Origin of the sequence: Hallella multisaccharivorax DSM 17128, assembly GCF_000218235.1 — a bacterium.
GTDB lineage: Bacteria > Bacteroidota > Bacteroidia > Bacteroidales > Bacteroidaceae > Prevotella > Prevotella multisaccharivorax.
On the sequence record NZ_GL945017.1, the window covers coordinates 2,104,608 to 2,120,892 of the forward strand.

The following is a 16,285-nucleotide window of genomic DNA, read 5'->3' on the forward strand; positions in this document are numbered from 1 at the left end:
AACAATATTATGCAAGAAAAGGAAAAAGAAAAAGAGGCCGTGCAGCTGCCCGACAACGCGTTTCGCGAACTGAAACCGGGAGAAGACTACACACCCATTATGCGGCCGGATAAGATCTATCCGGAGGTCAACACGTGGTCAGTGACGTGGGGTATCGTCATGGCGATGCTCTTTTCTGCCGCTGCTGCGTATTTAGGATTGAAGGTAGGCCAGGTGTTTGAGGCTGCCATCCCTATCGCCATCATCGCCGTTGGCGTGAGCACTGCAGCCAAGCGCAACAACGCATTGGGCGAGAACGTCATCATACAAAGTATCGGGGCCTGCTCGGGAGCCGTAGTGGCCGGCGCCATCTTCACGCTTCCGGCCATCTATATATTGCAGGCTAAGTACCCCGAGATGACGTCTTCTTTCCTCAAGATGTTTTTCGCCTCTGCCTTAGGCGGCGTGTTGGGCATCCTTTTCCTTATCCCTTTTCGCAAATACTTTGTCAGTGACATGCACGGCAAATACCCCTTTCCTGAAGCTACAGCCACTACACAGGTGCTCGTGTCGGGCGAGAAAGGCGGCGATCAGGCCAAGCCCTTGCTCGTCGCCGGCATTGTAGGCGGCCTCTACGATTTTATTGTCTCAACTTTCGGATGGTGGAATGAGAACTTCACGTCGCGCGTTATCGGTCTCGGACAGGAGCTTGCCGACAAAGCAAAGCTCGTTTTCAAAGTCAATACGGGCGCGGCAGTGCTCGGTCTGGGTTATATTGTCGGACTGAAATATGCTCTTTACATCACGTTAGGCTCATTGACCGTGTGGTGGCTCATCGTACCTGGAATGTCTTTCATCTTCCACGATCAAGTACTTAATATGTGGGATCCCACCATCACTGCCACTGTCGGCACAATGGCCCCTGAGGAAATCTTCAAAGCCTATGCACGTTCAATTGGTATCGGCGGCATCGCCATGGCAGGTATCATCGGCATCATCAAGAGCTGGGGCATCATTCGTGGGGCTGTAAGCCTTGCCTCGAAAGAGCTCAAGGACAACAGTGCCGGAGCCGCAATGGTGAAGCGCACGCAGCGTGACATTCCCTTCAAAGTCATCGCCATCGGATCCATGGTCACCTTGCTCATCACTTTCATCTTCTTTTGGCTTGGAGTTATGCAGGGTAACCTTGTCTTTGCGGTTGTCGGCATCCTGCTTGTCACGGTCATTGCCTTTCTTTTCACCACCGTCGCTGCCAATGCCATTGCCATCGTGGGCAGCAATCCTGTGTCGGGCATGACGCTCATGACACTCATTCTCGCCTCCGTGGTAATGGTGGCTGTCGGTTTGCGCGGTCCCTCCGGCATGCTGGCCGCTCTGATCATGGGTGGCGTGGTCTGCACAGCCCTGTCGATGGCCGGCAGTTTCATTACAGACCTAAAGATTGGCTACTGGCTTGGCACGACACCAGCCAAGCAGGAGACCTGGAAGTTTCTCGGCACCATCATCAGCGCAGCAACCGTCGTCGGCGTGATGATCGTGTTGAACAAGACCTATGGCTTCGCCAGTGGCAAGCTCGCCGCTCCGCAGGCTAACGCCATGGCCGCCGTCATCGACCCGCTCATGAACGGTGTAGAGGCCCCATGGATTCTTTACACCATCGGTGCTGTTATCGCCATCGTGCTCGACCGTTGCCATATCCCCGCATTGGCCTTCGCACTGGGCATGTTCATTCCCTTGGAACTCAACGTCCCACTGGTCGTAGGTGGAGCCATCAATCGGTTTGTTACCACAAGATCAAAAGACGCAGCCGTCAACAAGGCTCGTGGAGAGAAAGGCACACTCATAGCCAGTGGCTTCATCGCCGGCGGCGCACTGATGGGCGTAGTCTCCGCCCTGTTAAAGTTCGGCGGTATTGAGCTCTCCGTGGCCGATCAATGGTGGAGCAATCCGCTCTCAGAGATGACCTCTCTCCTTGCCTATGTCTGCCTCATCTGCTATTTTATCAAAGCCACAAGGGTGAAGTAGGTAGCCTGAATTAGACCTCCTTGGCTCTTGCTATCCCGTTAACGGCGTAGAGGCATTGCCTTTACACTGTAATCGCATTGCCTCTACACTGTAATCGCATTGCCTTTACACTGTAATCACATTGCCTTTACACTGTAATCGCATTGCCTTTACACTGTAATCGCATTGCCTTTACACTGTAATCGCATTGCCTTTACACTGTTTGCTCCAAGACTTTCAAGAACGGCGATCAAAATCTGTATCTTGACATCTACCGTAACGGCACACGCCATTATGAGTTTCTCAAACTCTATCTCATCAAGGGCAATTCCGCTGAGATACGCGAACGTAGTGAGAACACGCTCCGTGCTAAAAGAATCAATTCCAGTCACTCTCCCACGTCTTTAAGCCAAAACAGCCCCATATATGGCTATTATTGATTCAAAATACCAATGATAGTAGAATAAACCCTGTCACGACAGTCTGTTTGAATCACATACTATCTTTCACTTAAATAGAAGGGCAAATTAAATTTTTCAATACTTTTTTATCCAAAAGTTAATCAGTATCAATTCTTTTTCTTAAATTTGCAAACGAGAACCATGCTCAAAGCCCTAAAAGGATAACTGCAATCAATGCAGAAGTCCACTGAAGGGCGGGGAAAGATGCTCTGTAAGAGCGTTTTAGCAAATGGGGATCATTTTATGATTAAGGCGTTTACTTGACGCTTTGTTCTTGACGTCTGAAAACTTCGCAAACTTTCAAGATGTCGTCGAAAGCAAAGCAACGGTAGATGCTCATGGGTGTGTAATCACCAAGCCGGAGGTATGCCTTATTCTAAGTAAGGTATGCCAAAGGTGAGGAAGTACATATCGGCGTGGGCTTCTGCGTTGCTCGTTCAGACGACATCGGGCAATGCGAAGGCCTTCAGACGTGGAACGGGTAACAAGAGTTCCACGCTTTTTTCATAGCCGGACTAAAAATGAATATGGACACGTTGCCTAATGTGGACAACCGACGGAGCGGTAATTTATCTCCCTGTGCTCGAATAAATACTTGCACGATCTCCAGTAACAACATTTCTGGGGTGTCGGTAGAGAATGCCCCTAACGAAAAAGCATATTGGTACGTTCTCCGTGTCTCTTACCACCGTGAACAAAAAGCATATGAGTGGCTGACAAGTCAAGGGATAGAGGTCTATCTCCCGCTTCACTTCGTTAAAAAGGAAGTGGATGGTAAATTAAAGCGGGTACAGGAACCTTTGCTTCCCAACCTGATCTTTGTCCACACCCTACTCTCCAAGCTATCTGCTCTGATAAACTCAGTAGCCAACACCACCCTTAGTTTCTATTTAGGCGCTCATCTCACAACAATTAGCAATTAAATTTGGAGAACGTTTTGAAATTATGTAACTTTGGCTCGGAAGAAGGCTCCTCATCTGGAAAACACGATTATAAATCGTGTCTCCCATCTGAGGTTAAAGATATAAAGATTACAGCCTTGACACAGTTCGATTTACACTACCGATGAAATAGTTTTTTCTGGGTGGACTGACAAGAGGAATCGAACCTCTTTTTCTCCGAACAGAAATGTACCTACTACAGTCAGTCTTTTTCGAGAAGGTTAATCAAGTGCCTACTTTCGGTTATACGAATATGTTTCCTTTATGTCTTCGTATGCACCTAAGAGATTGCAGTTGAGATTTATCTCATTCGCAATATTCGGTTGCTAATAGTACTGCATCGCATCTCTATTCAAGGATAGTAAACTTGTCACTAATTGTGATACTAACCACAATTTTTTAGCAGCTTGAGCCCACTTCTCTGGCTCAAGCTACTTTCTGAAAAATTTATTCATTTTCATACTGATAATTGAGTTTATGACCTCTGCACGTCAGGCTTAGCTTTGGTCGATTAGTTGCCTGTTTATTTTGCAATATTCCAAGGGAATACATATTTTGCTCCATTGATGTCTATCACAACATCCATAGTATCACCCTTACTGCGCTTTATGTTGATATATCCAGATATGGCTTGTCCTGGATAAATTGTTGTTCTTTTTAAATACCCTTCTTGTTTTATTTCTCTTTCTTGTAAAAGAGCATTTTCATAATTCGCCATACGATTGCTTGCTATAACTTGTGCTTGATATGCTGCTGCCCCATCATATGTTACAGTGTGAGAGGTGGTAGAAGAATTACCATGATACGAACTATTCCCATTGTAACTACCATAGGCATATCCTCCAGAACCATAAGCATAAGCGTTACCATATGAATTTGAATAGCCATTATAAGAAGTGTTTGTTTGTGTTGTGGAACTTGAATAACCAGCACCTGCAGCCGCAAGTCCTTCAGCAATACCAGCAAATGCCATATTCCAATTCTGAGTTCTTCTTACTTTTCGCATATATTTATCTGAGGAATATACCTCTAATGCAACCTCCTGACCATTTGCTTTTTTGAGCGTTGAAGTTATCTTGCCTGGGTCAAAATCAATGGGGACAATAGAGTTGTTAGACACAACTATAGATATTTGATACCATTTTCCATAATCTTTTACTTGAGTGTTGGTCATGGCTACCATCAGTCCATTCTTTATATAGTATGGCCATGCTGCTCCATCCTTGTATTCAGTTTTCTTCTCATACTGAGATGGAGATTCCCATATAGGTGTGTTGTCACTTATACGGAATTTTCCACCAAAGCCATCTTTGTTTGAAAGAATATAGTAGTCATAGCGAGGATTACCATCTAACATCTCGGTTTGTGAACACATGTCACCCTTTTCGTCAAATTGAGTAATAATGCCATTGGGTTTTCCATTTTTCATTGTACAATGGAGTTTTATGAGTCCATTTTCATAATATGCTGTATAGTCTCCCTCTTCTATTCCGTTATGTCTATAGCCTTTCTGTTCAATTATTCCAGACTTATAATAATTTGTCCATTCTCCATCCATTACAGATTTTGAGTCATCATATTTGTCAATGCTAATGTAACCACCTTCAGATTGCAGTTCTCCCGTAACATAATAATCTCTAAATCGCTTGCCAAAGTTAGAATCGGCATTCCCGCTAAGGATGCGATAATAAGAAGCAAATGATTTTGACTCAACTCCTTTCCAATTCTTGTCATAGAAAAGAGTATCTTGCTTAGATTGCGCAAATAGAGAACTTGCACAGAATAAGCAAATAGAAATTACTAAACTCTTTTTCATTTTAAACTTCATTTTTGGCTGCGCTCCTACAGCGAGTTAATAAGTATTGTTATACATACGAAAAAGCGCGGAGCCTATTTTCTGTCACTCGTTCCACGTGTAGAGGCTCTGGCATCGCCCAATTTGTCGAAACGAGCAACGCCGAAAGCCCCACGCCAGTGTAAGTATATAGTAAACTCTCTTGACAACAACCGACGAAACGATAAGCCAATGAGAGCTGTATATAATACACCTCATGAGGCGTTCTGCATTGCTTTGTTTTTGACAAATTGTGTCGTGAACTGCCAGATTCCTACACGTCAAAACCAAAGCGTACAAAAACGCCTTATACCATATGTATGTCTGCCCGACCTCTGCCCATCGGGGCTTCCGGTATGGGTATAGACGATACAAAGATAACACTTTTACCTTGAAAACCACTTTGTTTGGCTGGCAAAGTATTATTTTAAGGTCTGATTTAACATTATTAAATATAAATATGTCAAAGAAATCCACTTTTGCGTGATTTTTCTTGCTAAAAAAAAATGTATTATCAATGATTATTCGTATCTTTGCAGCGTCAGTTCCCACCAAACCTCTCAACGATGCTCAAATGCGTGGGACTTTTTTGTATATATACATTCACTCTCAAAATACGCTAATGGAAAGATTACCGCATTTCACGAAACATTATATGACAGAGACAGACTTGGTGGCTCTGTTGGAAAGTCGCGGACTTGTCATTTCCGATGAAGCCAAAGCGGTACGGTATTTGGAGAGCATCGGGTACTATCGCCTTTCCGCTTATATGTACCCTTTCTTGAAAGTTCCAAAAGAAACCCATCAGTATAAAGAAGGAACAACTTTTCGGCGCATATGCAAAGTTCCGTGGAAGGGCTACCTAAAAAATCTTGAATACCCTGTACATGAAAAGGTAAAGTTTAGTACCTTTGCACCGTCATGACATATACAGAAGATAAGGAGTTAAAGCTATACAAGTTCTTTGCCGATTTCTTTTTGCCGGCAGGGATGCTTGATTATTTTGAGTTAGAGAGAATGGTAGAAAGTTCCCCCTCAAGGGAAACTATTGCTAAGGGTGCAGAATATTCCAGCATACTTGACATTTACCTGAAGGAGCTTGACAACCGTGACGAGTCCCAACAAGACTTACAGATGAACGGCTACACCGAGTACACAACAATAGAGGACTTTCCCATACGCGACAGAAAGGTTCGTCTCCATATACGCCGCAGAAGATGGCTTGATAAGGACGGCAAAAGTATTATCATAAGCGCATATCGCATTAAAGAAGACGGTTCCCGCTACTCACCGGAGTTTGCGGCTTTTTTAAAAGAAGCGCATGGACTCGACACCAGTCACGGCGAGAAGCTTGGGGAGAACGTACTACGTTAACGGCGACAATCTCGGGCGGATCTATAAGAACCATCTGAGCGGTTACGCGGATGACAAACATAAGGAACTGTACATAAAATGGGCTCTCAACGTTAAAAACATGGGCATTCACCTTGGCATAGATGAGACAAAAATCGGGTGCAATGTCTATACGATACTCATCAACAAGGACGCGCATGGTCATGCGGGAACCATCATTGCTTATAGCGTAAGTACACAAATAAGAACGGTATCTGATATACTGCTTAAAATATCCAAGGATCTGAGAGACAATGTGTTAGAGGTCACAATGGATTTTTCTGACAGTATGCGTGGCATCGTCAAGACGTGTTTCTCTCAGGCCAGGATAACCCTTGACTGCTTCCATGTGATGAAGATGATATGTGACGCTGTAGAGGAAAGAAGACTGCGCTGCAAGCGTGAAGCCATAAAGGAGCTGAACAAGCTCAGAGCCGCCTTTAAAAAGAAATTGAAGAAATTATCCGAACGGCGTTCCAAGTATAGAAAAGGCCATCCAAAGAGATATAAGGGGCACAAGCGTGGCAGGAAGCCGACGAGAAAGTTCAAGGTGCCCAAGATGTCCAATGGTGAAACTCTGTTGGATGTTATGATTAGAAGTCGGGCTCAACTTATGGAAAGTGACGACAAATGGAACGAGAATCAAAAGAAGAGATATAATGTAATCAAGAACAAGTACCCTGAGGTTGCAAGGGACTACGAACTGCTGAGCTTCATACGCAGCATATTCAGGAACAGAAAACTGGATCGGGAGGCAGCAAGAATTAAATTATATGAGTGGTATGACAAGGTCAAAAAGTGTACATCACGGGAGATGAAGTCAGCAAGAGATCTCATCAAGACCAGGGAGGAGGATATACTCAATTATTTTATAGACAGATCTTCCAATGCCTTATCTGAATCATTAAACTCAAGAATCAAAAGGTTCTTAGCTCAAAGCAACGGAACCAAGGATACTGCTTTTTTCATGTATAGGGCATTCAAGATTTTTGGGTAGCCCTTCCACGGAACTTTGCATATGCGCCGTATACTTGCCTGTCTGATGAATATGCCAAATGGTTACCATAAAAGAGGAACCACCGTATGCCGAACGGCACGTACGGTGGTGTGAGAGATCTGCATCAATCATAACAATTCATCTAATAAATAATGTAGAAAAAGAAAAACGAAGTTTTTTTTTGAAAAAAAAGACCGAAAAGTTTGCTGATAGGGAAAAAAGCAGTACCTTTGCACACGCATTCAGGGGAATGCTTCTCTCAATGAGAACGATGCGGCAATAGCTCAGTTGGTAGAGCGCGACCTTGCCAAGGTCGAGGTCGCGGGTCCGAGTCCCGTTTGCCGCTCACTTTTTGAACAAATTCCTTCTTTTGAGGAAATCCTTTAGCCCAGGTGGCGGAATTGGTAGACGCGCACGTTTCAGGTGCGTGTGTTTCACGACGTGCAGGTTCGAGTCCTGTTCTGGGCACAAAGTTTGTATATGCGAACATTTGGAGGGGTGGCGGAATTGGTAGACGCGCTACTTTGAGGGGGTAGTGACTATTTTGTCGTGGGAGTTCGAGTCTCCTCCTCTTCACATGTTTAATATTTAGTATGTGCGGCAATAGCTCAGTTGGTAGAGCGCGACCTTGCCAAGGTCGAGGTCGCGGGTCCGAGTCCCGTTTGCCGCTCTTTTTCTTTACATTAATAAGGAAACCTATTTTCCATGAATTTATATATTAGGTATTTTGACAATGAAACTCTTGTGCACAGCGCAGAAGAGGCATTAGACTTCCTGCGTTCTTTGGGTGAGATTACTGTTACCCGCAATATGGAAGAGGATATAAAGGAATATGCATCAAGCAATGTGATGTTTCCCAAACGCTATAAGGTTCGTGCACACGTTTATTTTATTATCATCAAGACAATGGCCGATAACATGCGTGATTTCAAGGAAAAGAAAGCTATGAAAGCCACGCAAGGCTCTGCAACCGTGCACAACGACAACCCACTGGCTCACCTGAATACACGGAAAGACGGCTGGTACGAAGGAGAAGTAGAATTCAAGCGCGTCGTACTTATACCCTCTACCGGAAAGCATGAATACCGTGATACTACCTTTGTAGCGCGCTGCAAAGCACTGTCTGCCTTGGATTGCTACAATCGGATTGTTGAATACCTACGCACACGCGTAGACAGCAGAAGCCAATTCCCCTCGGCTAAGGGTAAAAAATTCCACTATAAATATCTTGGCATGTGGAAAGAAGCAGAGGCTAAAGAGTAATTTGTAAAGGGATAAGAGATGAACAAGGTAATGCTGATTGGCAATGTCGGCAAAGATCCCGATGTACATTATTATGACTCCGACCAAGCCATAGCTAAAGCCACGCTGGCTACAACAGAGAGAGGCTATACAACGAAGGACGGCACCAAGATACCGGACCGGACAGAATGGCATAACCTCATATTCTATCGGCAGTTAGCGAAAATCGTGGAGCAATATGTCCATAAAGGTGACAAGCTCTACGTTGAAGGACGTCTCCACTATAACAACTACGAAGACAAATTAGGGAAGAAGCATTTCATCACGGAAATTTACGTTGATAATATGGAGCTTCTCTCACCAAGACAAAATCAATCCGTCTAAGATTTAGATTTCGACATTGGACATATTTGCTTTTAGTCACCTCAACGATGTGATGACGTTTCATCCATTGACATCAGGAGTAGTCTTTGCCATCATCCTGACGATTGTTCTCCTGTTGCTTTCTGGCTTCGCCAGTGGTTCAGAAATTGCGTTCTTCAGCCTTTCCCCTCAAGATCTTAACGATCTTGACGCCGAAAACAATCCAAATGACGCAGGCATAGAACGTCTTCGCGACGACTCCGAGCGGACCCTGGCCACCATCCTTATCACCAACAACCTTGTCAACGTCATGATCATCATGCTCTGCAACTACATCTTCGGCTCTCTTGTGAGCTTTAAGGTGAAGTGGCTGGAGTTTGTGGTGATAACAGTCCTGCTTACGTTTCTTCTTCTTCTTTTTGGCGAGATCATGCCAAAAATCTATAGCAGATCTGCTCCATTAAAGTTTTGTCGAAGAGCTGTCAATGGCATTCTCCTCCTCCGTAAGTTGTTTTGGCCGTTGGAGACCGTACTCATCAAAAGCGGAGTGATTGCCAAGAAAGCAATACCCAAGGAAAATCGCCAGCTCAGTGTCGACGACCTCGAGCAAGCACTTGAGCTGACCGACAAAGAAGATATCAAAGACGAGCAAAATATGCTCAAAGGCATCATTCGCTTTGGCGACGAAACGGCAAAAGAAATTATGACTCCCAGACAAGATATGGGAGATATTGATATCCACTCCACTTATCCGGAAGTCCTGAATTTCATTGTAGCTAATAACTACAGTCGTATTCCGGTCTACCAAAACAATGAGGACAATATCCGCGGAATACTATACATCAAAGACTTACTTCCTTACTTGGGCAAGCATGACAACTTCCGTTGGCAAAGCTTGATCCGCCCACCATACTTCGTGCCTGAGACCAAGAAGATTGATGATCTCTTGCGCGAGTTTCAGGAGAACAAGATTCATATCGCCATTGTGGTCGATGAGTTTGGAGGCACCAGTGGCCTTGTCACGCTTGAAGACATCTTAGAAGAGATTGTAGGCGAGATCAACGACGAATATGATGACGAAGACAAGCAATACAGCCGGATCAATAGCAATACCTACCTTTTTGAAGGAAAGACGCTGCTGAGCGATTTTTGCAGGATACTGGGCATTGACGATGATGAGTTCAATGGCGTTGTCGGCGATGCGGACTCCCTTGCCGGACTTCTCCTTGAGTTGAAAGGCGATTTCTTAGACCTCCACGAACGCATCAGCTACAAACAGTACACTTTTGAAGTGATGGCCGTGGAAGAACGCCGCATCAGCCGCGTGAAAGTGATCATCAAGAATCAGACATCTGACAATGCCACTGTTCCGGATCCAAAAGCCTGACAGACAGACAGGCATAGCCATTTGGCAGATGACTGAGTCGTTGGAGTCGCTGCCGCGCCCCACACAAATTGATTACGGCAAGTATGGCTCTCCGCATCGTCTTCAAGAGATACTTACAGAGTATTTGCTGCTTCAAAAACTTACCGGCCAGCAAGGGCTCGTTATCAATCACCGACCGAATGGCGCTCCGCTTGTCAATGGCTATCATGTCAGCATCACGCACACAAAAGGTTGGGCAGCGATGATGCTGTCTGAAGACCACTCTGTAGGGATTGACATCGAGTACATTTCCGACCGAGTCGACCGGATCACCTCACGGTTTCTCCGTCCCGACGAACAACAGTCTACGCTTGGCGAACGTCTGGTCAACTGGTGCGCAAAGGAAGCCGTTTACAAATATTACAGCGATTTAGACCTGCGTTTCAACGAAATGCGTGCCCTACCCTATTGCCAAAGCCCTTCTGGAGTCCTCGTGATGGAGAATCTCCGACAACACGAGACCGTATACGTCTCCTATGAGATAAACCAATACTTCGTCCTGGCCTATCTAAGATGAACGGTGCTCCAAGTGCTTTTTTACAGATTCTTAATACAAAATGCTATTATAAAACAATCAATGTGAATTTTTTTGCATTTTTTTAGCTTATTACTTGGTGCTTTCCGTGAAAATGCTTACTTTTGCAGGGGTTATAATAGGTATTATTGGGACAAGATTAAAGCTATAAAGATTGCTACATAAATTATTCTACATATTATTGCTCTGTATTCTCTGTTCGTCATGTGAGTTTAAACTAAGGACAAACGATGAAGATGATGACCCCTCTACCCTAAAGGTAGAGCGCTATGACCGGTTGGAAAGCCGTTATGTCATCACCGGAGACTTCTCCGCTCTGCAACAAATGAATACCGAATATCCCATAGAGACCCGTACACTTGTAGAAAAAATGCTACGTATCGGCGATGTCAGCGACCACGACATCAGCGACCGCTTTCTTCGTTTCTATCAAGACTCTACGCTGCAGACGCTCGTCAGTGACGTGGAGTTGGAGTATGCCAATATGGACGACATCAATCAAAATCTCCGTAAAGCTTTCTCCACCTTACGCGACTGGGTTCCGGAGTTGCCCCTGCCCCGCATCTACACTCAGATTGGAGCCTTCGACCAGAGCGTCGTTGTAGGAGACCGCATGATTGGTATCTCGCTTGATAAATACATGGGATCCAAATACCCGCTTTATAAGCGCTTCGGATACAGCAATGAGCAACTTGAGTCCATGAGCCGTGGCTACATCGTCCCAGATTGTATCAGCTTCTATCTGTTAAGCCTCTATCCACTGAAAAACTTCGATTCAAGAGCTCAGTTGGAAAAGGACCTTCACATGGGAATGGTGATGTGGGTGGCCAACCAAGCCGTCAGATCCAACGTATTCGACACCGACTATGTCAGGATCATTAATAGCTATATGAAAAAGAATCCGAGCTTTACCATCAAGCAACTTCTTGAATCAGACAACTATAGCAGATTCTCAGACGCTATATCGAAGCTAAAGAATAAGAATCGCCTCCATAGCTGACGCATTGCCTTTACAGCGTTGACGCATTGCCTTTACAGCGTTGACGCATTGCCTTTACGGCGTTGACGCATTGTCTTTACGGCGTTGACGCATTGCCTTTACGGCGTTGACGCAATTTCACTTTTTATATCTATTACTGCAATCGTAATGGATCATAAATTCTTGCACGTTTCAAACCTTTTTCGTAACTTTGCAGAAAACTCATAGAAGAAGGCGAAGAACCACATCATGACAGTATCGACAGCAACCAAAAAAGCATCATCCACAAGAAAGAAGAGCGGACGGCGCGAATATGGCAAAGGGAAAAAACGCGATGTAAAGCGCAATATTCCCACTGATCTCATTCCCCTTGAGAACGAGACTTGGCTGCTGCAACCTATTGCCGTGACCATGATGCGGCACGACTACTCACTCATGCAGATCCGAATTCTGGTGTGCGTCGTGGAGAAAATGCAGCAGAAACTGCGCGAGATGCTTGACAGAAAGACGTTGGAACCCACCATTTTCCCTACCGAGTTGGACCCAGACGGGCGATTAGAAATCAAACTCTATTTCAAGACCTTAGGCGTGGATCCCAACCACTATCCGCAGCTCAGGGACAGCCTTAAGCTTCTCGCCTCCGTCCCCGTAGAGATACCTTATAAGACTTCTGACGGGCGCAGCTATCTCAAAGTAACCAATCTCTGTGATGTCTACATTCCGGAAGAGCAATCCATCTATGAGAAATACACGCTTCTGAAGATTGATCGACAGGTCGCAGAGAGACTACTCTCCCTTCGGCTTGGCTATTCAACCCTGGGAAAACAAATTGTCTTCTCCTGCCACAACCGTTATTCCCAGCGCGTCTATATGTTCATCAAGAGTTGGGTCGATAAAGGCACCTGGGTTGTGAAGACCCTGGAGTTCCGCAAGATGCTACGTCTGGAGAACATGTACAGCAAGTTCAGCGACTTCTGCCGCCGCGTGCTCGACCCCGCCAAGACAGAGCTTCAAGAACTGGCCGAGAACGGTTTTTGCGATTGCTACTTCGACTACGATAAACGCTATGAGCACGGTCAGCGAGGCGGTGAGCCCGATGACCTCATCTTCCACATTTATCGTCCGAAGAATGCTATTGCAAGCCTGGAGCACATCTCCGACCTGCAACGGCGCCAGTTTGCCGACATGCTCACCCGATACTTTGGCTTCGACGCAAGCACGGCCGACCGCATGAGCCTGCGCATTACCCCCGACAACTATACCGACGCCGTGAATAAACTCATGGACTTGCGAAAACGCATGGGGCACGATCTGACCGTGCACGACCGAGCAGCCTATACGTTTGCGGCACTCGACAACCTGTTCAGAGGTGTGAGCATCGTGAAAAAAAGCTGAGAAGACTTAAGCCTTGTGCTTTAATTTCTGGCTTCTGATAAAAAATATATCATTATAACTTTATTCTATAATAGAAATGAGATCAAGGACATCGGAATGGTTTGAAACTAAAATACGCTACGCCAAAACGCAAGAAGACGGCACCCAAAAGAATGCCACCGAGCACTATGTGGTCGACGCACTGAGCTTTACTGAGGCCGAAGGCGCCATACTTGAAGAGATGAAGGTGTACATCTCCGGCGACTATAAAATCACCGATATCAAGCCAGCCGCCTTTCATGAGATATTCTTCTCCGACATGGACAAGGACGACAAATGGTACAAGGCCAAATTGATGTTCATCACTATCGACGAGAAAACACAGAAGGAAAAGCACACGGCCGTCACCTATCTGGTGCAGGCAGCAACCCTACCGGGGGCCGTGAAAAATATTACCGAGGTCATGGGCGGAACCATGATCGACTATGAAATCTCCAGCGTTGCCGAGACACAGATCATGGATGTCTTCGAGCATGACGCCGATCCGGAAAAACACAAACAACTGGAAGCTAACGTACAGAAGGAGGCATAATAATGGATATTGATGTTGCCGGTAACATAAAAAACATACTGCAAAATCTCCCCGATGGCGTGAGACTTGTGGCTATCAGCAAATTCCATCCCAAGGAATACGTGGAGGCCGCTTACGCAGTCGGCCAGCGCATCTTCGGCGAAAGTCATGAGCAAGAACTCAAGGAGAAAGTGGGGCAACTGCCCAAGGATATTGAATGGCATTTCATCGGGCATCTGCAAACCAACAAAGTGAAGTATATTGCACCCTATATCTCCATGATTGAGGCTGTAGACTCCATGAAGCTCATACGGGAAATCGACAAGCAGGCAGTTAAGAACAACCGTATCATCGATATCTTGCTGGAATTGCACATTGCCGAAGAAGAAACCAAATACGGTCTGACACTTGATGCTTGCCGAGACTTGCTGAGAGAGGGCGAATGGCGCAGTATGCACCATGTCCGCATCTGCGGCCTGATGATGATGGCCAGCAATGTACCCGACGAGGCGCAGATACGCAAGGAAATGAACACCGCATGGGACTTCTTCAATGAGGTGAAGCACGATTTCTTCAGCGATGCCCCTTGGTTCAAGGAGCGCTCATGGGGTATGAGCCACGACTACAAGATAGCCATGCAATGTCATTCCACCATGATCAGGGTCGGTACCGCTATCTTCGGTCCAAGAGTGTATTAACACAATAATTTCTTTATTATTGTCAATTATTATCATATAATCGTATATTATAATGAGCAACGGTAAAATAGATGTTCTGCTGGGTCTGCAGTGGGGCGATGAAGGCAAAGGAAAAGTCGTTGACGTCCTCACTCCGAGGTATGACGTGGTGGCACGCTTCCAAGGCGGTCCCAACGCCGGTCACACACTGGAGTTTGAGGGACAGAAATATGTGCTCCGCAGCATCCCGTCCGGAATCTTCCAGGGAGGCAAGGTCAATCTCATCGGCAATGGCGTCGTGCTGGCTCCCGATCTTTTCATGGACGAAGCCAAAGACCTTGAAAAGAGCGGGCATGAGCTGCATTCACGCCTGCACATTTCAAAGAAGGCACATCTCATCATGCCCACCCACCGTATTCTCGACCGTGCGCTCGAAGCTGCCAAAGGCAAGAATAAAGTGGGAACAACAGGCAAAGGCATTGGCCCCACCTATACCGACAAAGTGAGCCGTAACGGATTGCGTGTCGGCGACATCCTTGAAAACTTCAATGATAAATACAAAGCACACAAGCAACGTCACTTACAGATGCTCAAGGCTCTGGGATGGACAGACTTCGAGGGCTTTGAGGCAACAGAGAAGAAATGGATGGAAGGCATAGAGTATCTGCGTCGATTCCACATTGTGGACAGCGAGATAGAGATCAACAAACTGCTCCGTGCGGGGAAGACCATTCTCTGTGAGGGGGCCCAGGGGACAATGCTCGACGTCGATTTCGGAAGCTATCCCTTCGTCACATCCAGCAACACCATCTGTGCAGGCGCCTGCACGGGCCTTGGTGTCGGTCCCAATAAAATCGGCAACGTGTATGGCATCATGAAGGCTTACTGTACCCGCGTAGGAGCAGGACCATTCCCTACCGAGCTATTCGACGAGACAGGGAAAACGATCCGTGACCTCGGTCATGAATACGGCGCCGTAACAGGACGAGAGCGCCGGTGTGGATGGATCGACCTTGTACAACTTCGTTATAGCATCATGATCAATGGCGTGACAGAACTCATCATGATGAAGAGCGATGTGCTCGATGGCTTTGACACCATTAAAGCGTGCGTGGCTTATCGCTTGCCCGACGGCACAGAGACACGTGACTTCCCGTATGAGATTGACGATGTGAAGCCCGTCTACAAAGAGATCAAAGGCTGGAAGACGGATATGACTCGGTTCTCGTCGCCAGACCAATTTCCACAGGAGTTCAAGGACTACATCACATTCCTGGAGCAGGAGTTGGAAACCAAGATAGGCATCATCTCCATTGGCCCTGATCGGGAACAAACCATTGAACTATAGCAATGCATAATTTGTGTTTTCTGTATACCGGATATTGATAGAGAGGCAGATACTGTACCCGTCTGCACTCCGGAGGGCAACCTTATGCTGCGGGTGAATTAAGAGATGCAGTAAGACCAGAGCTGTCATCCCTACACCAAGTCCAAACAACACCAAAAGCAG

At 46.0% G+C, this 16,285-nt stretch carries 15 protein-coding genes, 4 tRNA genes and 1 pseudogene; 19 read left to right on the plus strand and 1 reads right to left on the minus strand.

From position 1 onward, the window contains the following. The first annotated feature begins 9 nt into the window (after positions 1–9). The 3 genes and pseudogenes from PREMU_RS09040 (at position 10) to PREMU_RS15990 (ending at position 3,367) form a co-directional block, all read left to right on the plus strand. Positions 10–2,004 (plus strand): OPT family oligopeptide transporter, encoded by a 1,995-nt coding sequence (locus PREMU_RS09040; RefSeq protein WP_007574704.1) that lies wholly within the window; start codon positions 10–12, stop codon positions 2,002–2,004. A 221-nt stretch (positions 2,005–2,225) separates the two neighbouring features. Next, positions 2,226–2,423 (plus strand): annotated as a pseudogene (locus PREMU_RS14605) (site-specific integrase); the annotation flags it as partial. A 548-nt stretch (positions 2,424–2,971) separates the two neighbouring features. After that, on the plus strand, positions 2,972–3,367 hold the full coding sequence (locus PREMU_RS15990; RefSeq protein WP_007574707.1) for a UpxY family transcription antiterminator: 396 nt from the start codon (positions 2,972–2,974) through the stop codon (positions 3,365–3,367). A 541-nt stretch (positions 3,368–3,908) separates the two neighbouring features. Here the strand turns inward: PREMU_RS15990 and PREMU_RS14170 are convergent. Further along, positions 3,909–5,201 (minus strand): toxin-antitoxin system YwqK family antitoxin, encoded by a 1,293-nt coding sequence (locus PREMU_RS14170; protein ID WP_007574710.1) that lies wholly within the window; start codon positions 5,199–5,201, stop codon positions 3,909–3,911. Positions 5,202–5,736: 535 nt separating this feature from the next. Between PREMU_RS14170 and PREMU_RS15885 the strand changes: the two genes are divergently transcribed. From PREMU_RS15885 to PREMU_RS09135, 16 genes are all read left to right on the plus strand, one after another. Then, positions 5,737–6,144 (plus strand): Abi family protein, encoded by a 408-nt coding sequence (locus tag PREMU_RS15885; RefSeq protein ID WP_007574712.1) that lies wholly within the window; start codon positions 5,737–5,739, stop codon positions 6,142–6,144. Then, a complete protein-coding gene (locus tag PREMU_RS09065; RefSeq protein ID WP_007574714.1) occupies positions 6,141–6,593 on the plus strand; it encodes an ISAon1 family transposase N-terminal region protein in 453 nt (150 codons plus the stop codon). Before PREMU_RS15885 ends, PREMU_RS09065 begins: the two co-directional genes overlap by 4 nt. A 100-nt stretch (positions 6,594–6,693) precedes the next feature. After that, a complete protein-coding gene (locus PREMU_RS09070; RefSeq protein ID WP_244863899.1) occupies positions 6,694–7,608 on the plus strand; it encodes a transposase in 915 nt (304 codons plus the stop codon). Positions 7,609–7,881: 273 nt separating this feature from the next. Continuing rightward, positions 7,882–7,954, plus strand: a tRNA-Gly gene (locus PREMU_RS09075). Positions 7,955–7,994: 40 nt separating this feature from the next. Next, positions 7,995–8,076 (plus strand) — tRNA-Leu (locus tag PREMU_RS09080). A 24-nt stretch (positions 8,077–8,100) separates the two neighbouring features. After that, positions 8,101–8,184, plus strand: a tRNA-Leu gene (locus PREMU_RS09085). A 21-nt stretch (positions 8,185–8,205) separates the two neighbouring features. Then, positions 8,206–8,278 (plus strand) — tRNA-Gly (locus PREMU_RS09090). A 35-nt stretch (positions 8,279–8,313) separates the two neighbouring features. Then, positions 8,314–8,871, plus strand: coding sequence for a hypothetical protein (locus tag PREMU_RS09095; RefSeq protein WP_007574717.1), 558 nt, complete (start codon positions 8,314–8,316; stop codon positions 8,869–8,871). 18 nt (positions 8,872–8,889) lie between these two features. Beyond that, on the plus strand, positions 8,890–9,234 hold the full coding sequence (locus tag PREMU_RS09100; protein WP_007574719.1) for a single-stranded DNA-binding protein: 345 nt from the start codon (positions 8,890–8,892) through the stop codon (positions 9,232–9,234). Positions 9,235–9,286: 52 nt separating this feature from the next. Continuing rightward, positions 9,287–10,600 (plus strand): gliding motility-associated protein GldE, encoded by a 1,314-nt coding sequence (gene gldE, locus PREMU_RS09105; RefSeq protein WP_007574722.1) that lies wholly within the window; start codon positions 9,287–9,289, stop codon positions 10,598–10,600. Next, positions 10,572–11,156 (plus strand): 4'-phosphopantetheinyl transferase family protein, encoded by a 585-nt coding sequence (locus PREMU_RS09110; protein WP_007574723.1) that lies wholly within the window; start codon positions 10,572–10,574, stop codon positions 11,154–11,156. Before gldE ends, PREMU_RS09110 begins: the two co-directional genes overlap by 29 nt. A 172-nt stretch (positions 11,157–11,328) precedes the next feature. Further along, positions 11,329–12,174: a gliding motility protein GldB-related protein gene (locus PREMU_RS09115; protein WP_156803990.1), complete on the plus strand. Its 846-nt coding sequence runs from the start codon at positions 11,329–11,331 to the stop codon at positions 12,172–12,174. Between the two features lie 228 nt (positions 12,175–12,402). After that, positions 12,403–13,548 carry a replication initiation protein gene (locus tag PREMU_RS09120; RefSeq protein WP_007574727.1) on the plus strand — a complete coding sequence of 382 codons (1,146 nt, stop codon included), beginning with the start codon at positions 12,403–12,405 and terminating at the stop codon, positions 13,546–13,548. A 76-nt stretch (positions 13,549–13,624) separates the two neighbouring features. Next, on the plus strand, positions 13,625–14,119 hold the full coding sequence (locus tag PREMU_RS09125) for a DUF4494 domain-containing protein (protein ID WP_007574729.1): 495 nt from the start codon (positions 13,625–13,627) through the stop codon (positions 14,117–14,119). Between the two features lie 2 nt (positions 14,120–14,121). After that, a complete protein-coding gene (locus PREMU_RS09130) occupies positions 14,122–14,796 on the plus strand; it encodes a YggS family pyridoxal phosphate-dependent enzyme (protein ID WP_007574731.1) in 675 nt (224 codons plus the stop codon). 52 nt (positions 14,797–14,848) lie between these two features. After that, positions 14,849–16,123 carry an adenylosuccinate synthase gene (locus PREMU_RS09135; RefSeq protein ID WP_007574733.1) on the plus strand — a complete coding sequence of 425 codons (1,275 nt, stop codon included), beginning with the start codon at positions 14,849–14,851 and terminating at the stop codon, positions 16,121–16,123. Positions 16,124–16,285: the final 162 nt, after the last annotated feature.